Consider the following 6,742-nt stretch of genomic DNA (forward strand, 5'->3'; position numbering starts at 1 on the left):
ACCACGTCGATCCGGATGAGTACATGCCCTACGTTCAAGCCGTGACCCGGCGGGTCGCGGACATCTTCCAGAACCTGGGCTCTCAAGGGCCCAACATGGGGATGATCTCGTCCGGGGACCATACGTCGGCCGCACCGGGCAGGCTGGCGAGGTAGTCGGCGGTCTGCCGCAGGGTCCATCCGTGTGTGGAGAGGAGACCGTGGCCGAGCATTCGTAGGTAGGGTCCCGATGGTGCGACGAGTGGTTTGTCGCCGTAGGACCAGGGTGCGGTGAAGGTGAGCATGGGGTGGCTGTCGCGGTCGTCGAGGTGGATGAGTGTTTCGTAGCGACCGTTCCCGAGCGTGGCGCGGCCGTTCTTCAATACCTCGCTGAGGTCGAGGTCGATACCGGGTGGCCGGTACATCTCTTGGTTGCAGATGTCGGCGAACTGCTGCTCGGTGATCAGATAAGCGCGTGCGAACGTGGTGCCTGGCAGGTGCTGGTCGTAGAAGGCGCGACCGCCGCCCCATACGGGGGACTCGGTGGCGAAGTAGACCGTGCCGCCCACTGAACAGCCGCGGGTGGCTCGTGGCGCGCCGCGGTCACGGCAGCCGGGATAGGTTCGGTTGCCGCCGTCAGGGGCGCCGCCCGCGAGGTAGCAGGCGAAGCGCTCGGCGTGCATGTTCGATCCGTAGCTCACGTACCAGACCAGGCTCATCCCTTGGCTCCTTCCCTGTCCGCGCACTACTGCGCCGAGTCTCCAGGATTGTTGAACAATCGGGCAATCCCACAATTGAGTGATCTGGCGGCCTTGCCCGGTCTCGGCCATGGCGACGAAAGGTGCGAACCGCATCGAGATCCTCGGTATGCTTCAGGGGTTAAAGGACACGCGTTGTCCTGGGGGAGTGCATGGAGATCCGGGTTCTGGGCTCGGTCGAGGTCTGGTCCGGAGCCGCGCGGGTGCCCGTTGGCGGTAGCAAGCCGAGAGCGTTGTTGGCCGCTCTCGCGTTGGATCCGGGGCATGTGATCTCGGTGTCCCGCCTCGTCGACGTGGTGTGGGGTGATGACTCGCCAGCCACGGCCACCGATCTCGTGCAGTCGTACGTGTCGGCGCTGCGCCGGAAGCTGCCCGGCGGCAGTGAGGTGATCGAGACGCGGACGCCCGGCTACGTGTTGCGTGTCGAGCCGGGCGACGTCGACCATGTCCGGTTCGACCGACTTGTCGCCGAGGCGCGGGCCGAGGCGGTGCGCGGCGGCACCGAGCGCGCCGCGGAGCTGTTCGACGAGGCCCTGTCGTTGTGGCGGGGGCCGGCGCTGGATGAGCTGGGCCGGTCCACGCTCGCCGCCGAGGCGGCCAGGCTGGACGAGGCCAGGCTGGCGGTGCTGGAGGAGCGAGCCGCGGCCGGTCTCGCGCTGGGCACCTACGAGGCACTGGTCGGCGAGCTGACGGTCGCGGTGCGGCGGCACCCGGCGCGGGAGGCGTTGCGCCGTCACCTGATGGTCGCGCTGTACGCGCTCGACCGGCAGGCGGACGCGCTTGCCGTGTACCGGGAGGGCAGGCAGTTCCTGGTCCACGAGCACGGTGTCGAGCCAGGGCCGGTACTACGCGCCGCCCACGAGGCGATCCTGCGCTCCGACCCGGGCGCGCTCGGCATCGGGGACCGGCCTGCCATCGCGACGGCAGGCCGGCGAAGCGTGCCGGACTCCCCAACCGTTCCGCGTCCGGCGCAGCTTCCCGCGGTCCCCGCGGACTTCACCGGCCGCGGCCGGCAGCTCGCGGAGGTGACCGCCGAGCTCTCGTCCGAGGCCGCGGCGGGCACCGTGCCGGTCTGGGTCGTGTCCGGGCAGGGCGGGGTCGGCAAGTCGACGCTCGCACTGCGCGCGGCGCACGAGCTGGTCGATTCCTTCCCCGATGGTCAGCTGTTCGCCCAGCTGCACGGCACGACAGGCACGCCGGCGTCGACCGACGCGATCCTCGCGCGGTTTCTCAAGGCGCTCGGCGACACACCGGACACCATTCCGTCCACAGTGGAGGAACAGGCCGAGCGGTACCGGTCGATGCTGGCCGGCCGCCGGGTACTGGTGGTGCTCGACGACGCGACCACGGAGGCACAGGTGCGTCCGCTGCTACCCGGGACGCCCGGGTGCGCCGTGCTGGTCACCTCCCGCAACCGGATGGCCGGACTGGTCGGTGCCCGGCTCACCGAGCTCGACGTGATGGCGGACGCCGAGGCACGCGAGCTGCTCATCCGCATCACGGGTGACGACCGGGTCGCGGCGGAACCGACGGCGCTGAGACGGCTGGTGGACCAGTCGGCCCGGCTGCCGCTCGCGGTGCGGATCATCGGCGTCCGCCTGGCCACCCGGCGGCACTGGCGGCTCGCGCAGCTGTCCGACCGGCTCGACGACGAGACGCGCAGGCTCGACGAGCTGTCCGCGGGTGACCAGCAGGTACGCGCCTCGTTCGGTATCAGCTACGACGCGCTCGGCGAGGACGCCAGGGCCACGTTCCGCCGGTTGGGTGCCCTCGGCCTGCCGACGATCCCGGTGTGGGTGGTCGGCGCGCTGCTGGACGTGACCGAGGACGTGGTCGACCGGTTGATCGAGGACCTGGTGGACGCGCACCTGCTCACCTTCGGCGGGGTGGACGGGTGCGGGCAGAGCCGGTACGAGATGCACGACCTGCTGCGGATCTTCGCGGCCGAGCGAGCCGCCGCCGAGGACCTGCCGGACGTGGTGACGGCGGCGGTGGCCAGGGTGGTGACGGGCTGGCTGCACGCGGTCGACACGATCCTGGCCAGCCGGCCGCCGGGCGGGTTGTCGCCGCGCGACCGGCGGGCGGTCGCCGACCGGGAGCCGTCGCGATGGCTGGCTCCGGCCGTCGACGTGGCGCTCGCCGATCCGCACCTGTGGTTCGCCACCGAGCACCACTCACTGGTGACCAGCGTCGAACGGGCCGCCGAGCTGGATCTCGGCAAGCTCGCCGCCGACCTGGCCTCGGCGCTGTCAGCGTCGTTCGCGGTGAGCAACCTGTTCGACGCGTGGACGCGGACCCACAACTCCGCGCTCGCCGCCGCGCGCCGCTGCGGGGACCGCTATGCCGAGGGCATGCTGCTCGCCGAGTTCGGGCAGCTGCGGTACAAGCAGGACCGGCTCGCGGAGGCCCGCACCTACCTGATGCAGGCCCTGCAGGTGTTCCGCGAGCTCGGGGACACCCGCGGCGAGGCCATGACCCTCGCCGCGCTCGCCACGGCGAACCACGAGCAGGGCTACCTGTCCGAGGCGCTGCACTTCTTCGAGCTTGCCGACGCCATGTTCCACCAGCTCGGCGACGAGTCGTCCCTCGCGTACTCGAGCCGGCTCGCCGGTCTGGTCCAGCTGGAGCTCGGCGACCTGACCGACGCGCACCGGCTCGTCACCCGATCGCTTTCGGCCTTCCGGCGGCTCGGTAGCCGCCGCGGCGAAGGGATGACGTTGCGCACGCTCAGCCTGGTGCACCGCGCCCGAGGTGAGTACCAGCGGGCCTACGAGCTCGGCGAGCAGGCACGCACGATCTTTCACGAGACCGGTGACGAGCTGCTCGAGGCCTACAGCGCGCGGTCGGTGGCCAAGGCGCTCATCCGGCTCGGCCGCGGCGCGGAGACGGACGCGTTGCTGGAGCAGGCCCTGCGCACCTCGCGTTCCTTCGGCGACCGCTGGGGCGAGGCGATGTCGTTGCGCACCATGGGGGAACGCCACCTCGCCGAGGGCAGGCTCGTGGACGCGGAGCGGCGGTTGCGTGCCGCGATTCGGCTGTGGCGGGCGATCGACCTGCCGCTGCACCAGGCACGCACCGAGCGGGACCTGGCCGACACGCTGGCGGCGTCGGGAGACGCGGCCGCCGCGGCGAAGTTGCGGGCCGAGATGGTCGAGGTGTTCCGGCTCTACGGAGTCCGTGAGCTGGCCGAGCACACCACCCCGGCCAACGGGCGCTGAACTTGCGGCGCTTTTGCGGCGTTCTTACAGCGCGGCCGGGCAGCGTGGAGGCGATGTCCTCCAACCAGTGTGACGAGCCGCTCCGTGATCTCGCGCTCGTCCACGCGCTGCGGACCGCGAGCTGGAGCGCCCGGGTCCGTCTCCGTTCTGGTGTGGTCGACCGGTTGACGGTCGCGCAGACGCTTGTCCCCAGGGCACTGCGGTTCCTGGTCGTGTCGGGACACCGCGGCCCGGCCGATACGGGGCCGTGCCCGGACACCGGCGGGCACGCGACCGGCGGTGCCGTGGACCTCGCCCTGTCCGTCTCCGGCTCGCCCGAGCCCGCCCTGTGGTCCGTGTCGCCGCCCCCGGAGTGGCCCGTGGCCGCTGCCGCCCTGACGGCCGTCGGCATGGTCGGCGGCGACACCTGGTGGCACTGGTCGTTCGGCGACGCCGCCTGGTGCGCCGGCACGGGCGCACCGGCGCCGATGTACGACCTCATCCCCTGACAGCGCGCCACCCGCGGATTTGCAGGGAACTTGCAGCCGGCGCGCCGATGCTGCTCTCGTCGCCAACTTTGGCTCCACTCCACAGAAAGCGTGAACGACATGAGATCGAAAGCCAGGCCAAGAGCCGTGGCCGTCGTCCTCGGCGCCGTGCTGGCCTTGTTGGGTGCCGTGGTCGCACCGCTGTTCACCACTCCCACCGCCGCGTCGGCGTCCACTGTGGGCGGTACGATCGCCCGCTCGGAAATCATGGCCAGGGCACAGAACTGGGTCGACCGGCGTCTCACCTACGACATGGGCGGCTCGTGGGCGACCGACCTCGAAGGCAGCCACACCTATCGCCGGGACTGCTCCGGGCTGGTGTCGATGGCCTGGCACCTGGGGAGCAGCCTGACCACCGACGTCTTCCTTTCCCGGGCGCGCAGCGGGAACGGGATGGAGGTCATCCCCCGGGACGCGTTGAGAGCCGGTGACGCGATGGTCTACGACAACGACGGTGGCGGCACCGGCGGCCACATGGAGCTGTTCTCGCACTGGGTGAACCCGGCCAACCACAACGAAGGCGCGTACGTCTACTCGTTCAACAGCACCGGCCAGACCGTGCAGAACCCCTACGCGACGAACAACGTCGGCAAGCTCGGCAGGAACGGCCCGGACGAGATGTCCCAGTTCACGTTCATCCGCTACAAGAAGGTCGACGGGGAGAGGGTTTCCGACTTCAGCGGGGACGGCTTCTCCGACGTGCTCGGCGTCAACGCCGCCGGGGACCTCATGTACTACCCCAACAACGGCATCGCGATCTCGGACTCGACGGCAGGCAGGCTGGCCACCGGCTGGGGGGCCTACTCCCACGTGATGGCGGCGGACTTCAGCGGTGACGGGGCCGCGGACATCCTGGGCGTGAACGCTGCCGGCAACCTCATGTACTTCCCCAACAACGGATTCGCCATCTCGGGGGCCACCCAGCTCAAGACGGGCTTCGGCACGTACCCCCACGTGGCAGCCGGCGACTTCAGCGGCGACGGCCACGCCGACATCCTCGCGGTCAACGCGGCCGGGGAACTCATGTACTACCCCAACAACGGCCTCGCCATCGCCGACTCGACCGCACGCCGCCTGGCCACCGGCTGGGGCACGATCGAGCACCTCATGGCCGCGGACTTCAGCGGTGACGGGGCCGCAGACATCCTCGCGGTCAACGCGGCCGGGGACCTCATGTACTACCCCAACAACGGATTCGCCATCTCCGGGGCCGCCCAGCTCAAGACGGGTTTCGGCACCTACGCCCACGTGTTCGCCTCCGACTTCAGCGGCGACGGCCACGCCGACATCCTCGGCGTCGACGCCTCGGGCAACGTCCAGTACTTCCCGAACAACGGCCTCGCCATCTCCGGCTCACAGCAGCTGGACACCGGCTGGGGTTCGTTCACCCACGCCGAGTAGGAGTCAGCCATGATCATCAGAAAGGTTCTGAGTGTCGTCGCCGGCTTCGCCATCGCGGCGGGGTTGATCGTCCTCAGTGGATCGACCGCCCAGGCGGCCCCGGCGTTCCAGCTGCCGTTCGAGTGCGGGCAGCAGTGGCGGCTGGACACCTGGGGGCACAACCCGGCGCTGGACATGGTGCGGGAACCCAACCAGGTCGGCACCGAGGGCGCGGCACTGCTGGCCCCGGCGGCCGGCACGGTCAACCAGTCCTTCGTCCACAACAACGCGGGCAACGTGATCCAGATCAACCACGGGAGCGGCCACTTCACCACCTACCTGCACCTGCAGTCTCGGCAGGTGTCGGTCGGGGCACAGGTGAAGCAGGGACAGCTGATCGGCCGGGTCGGCCGGACGGGTCCCACGTCGAACAACCACCCGCACCTGCACTACGAGCAGGGCTTCGACAGCGACGGCAGCGGAAGTGTCACCTGGGGCTTCGCCGGGGCGGAGCGCGTCCCCGCGACGTTCAACGGGGTGACCTACACCGGGTCGTCGACGACCTGGCGCAACGTGACCAGCCGCAACTGTGGCGGGTCCGGTGACGGGGAAAGGGTTTCCGACTTCAGCGGGGACGGTTTCTCCGACGTGCTCGGCGTCAACGCGGCCGGGGACCTCATGTACTACCCCAACAACGGCATCGCGGTCTCCGACTCGACGGCACGGCGGCTCGGGACGGGCTGGGACGGGTTCAGCCAGGTCATGTCCGCCGATTTCAGCGGTGACGGTGCCGCGGACATCATCGCCGTCGAGCCCGACGGGGACCTCATGTACTACCCGAACAACGGGTTCGCGATCGCCGACTCGACAGCACGACGGAT

General features: G+C 70.1%; 5 protein-coding genes. 4 read left to right on the forward strand and 1 reads right to left on the reverse strand.

Annotated elements, in window-relative coordinates:
* Nucleotides 1–82: 82 nt before the first annotated feature.
* Complete coding sequence (locus VF106_RS27365; RefSeq protein ID WP_330842725.1) at nt 83–697, reverse strand: histone deacetylase; 615 nt, start codon at nt 695–697, stop codon at nt 83–85.
* Between the two features lie 191 nt (nt 698–888).
* Here VF106_RS27365 and VF106_RS27370 point away from each other — a divergent pair, with 191 nt between their 5' ends.
* The 4 genes from VF106_RS27370 to VF106_RS27385 form a co-directional block, all read left to right on the forward strand.
* Entirely contained in the window at nt 889–3,954 is a 3,066-nt protein-coding gene (locus VF106_RS27370) for an AfsR/SARP family transcriptional regulator (RefSeq protein ID WP_330842726.1), read from the forward strand.
* 53 nt (nt 3,955–4,007) lie between these two features.
* Entirely contained in the window at nt 4,008–4,442 is a 435-nt protein-coding gene (locus VF106_RS27375; RefSeq protein WP_330842727.1) for a M15 family metallopeptidase domain-containing protein, read from the forward strand.
* A gap of 99 nt (nt 4,443–4,541) precedes the next feature.
* On the forward strand, nt 4,542–5,882 hold the full coding sequence (locus tag VF106_RS27380) for an FG-GAP repeat domain-containing protein (RefSeq protein WP_330842728.1): 1,341 nt from the start codon (nt 4,542–4,544) through the stop codon (nt 5,880–5,882).
* A 9-nt stretch (nt 5,883–5,891) separates the two neighbouring features.
* On the forward strand, nt 5,892–6,742 hold an 851-nt coding region (locus VF106_RS27385), incomplete at its 3' end, for a peptidoglycan DD-metalloendopeptidase family protein (protein ID WP_330842729.1).

It is taken from the genome of Actinophytocola sp. (assembly GCF_036378875.1).
In the GTDB taxonomy this organism is placed as follows: domain Bacteria; phylum Actinomycetota; class Actinomycetes; order Mycobacteriales; family Pseudonocardiaceae; genus Actinophytocola.

Excerpts from the sequence above, each read along its gene's own strand:
- VF106_RS27365 (WP_330842725.1), bottom strand. The coding sequence starts at position 697 with ATGAGCCTGGTCTGGTACGTGAGCTACGGATCGAACATGCACGCCGAG.
- VF106_RS27370 (WP_330842726.1), top strand. The coding sequence starts at position 889 with ATGGAGATCCGGGTTCTGGGCTCGGTCGAGGTCTGGTCCGGAGCCGCG.
- VF106_RS27375 (WP_330842727.1), top strand. The coding sequence starts at position 4,008 with ATGTCCTCCAACCAGTGTGACGAGCCGCTCCGTGATCTCGCGCTCGTC.
- VF106_RS27380 (WP_330842728.1), top strand. The coding sequence starts at position 4,542 with ATGAGATCGAAAGCCAGGCCAAGAGCCGTGGCCGTCGTCCTCGGCGCC.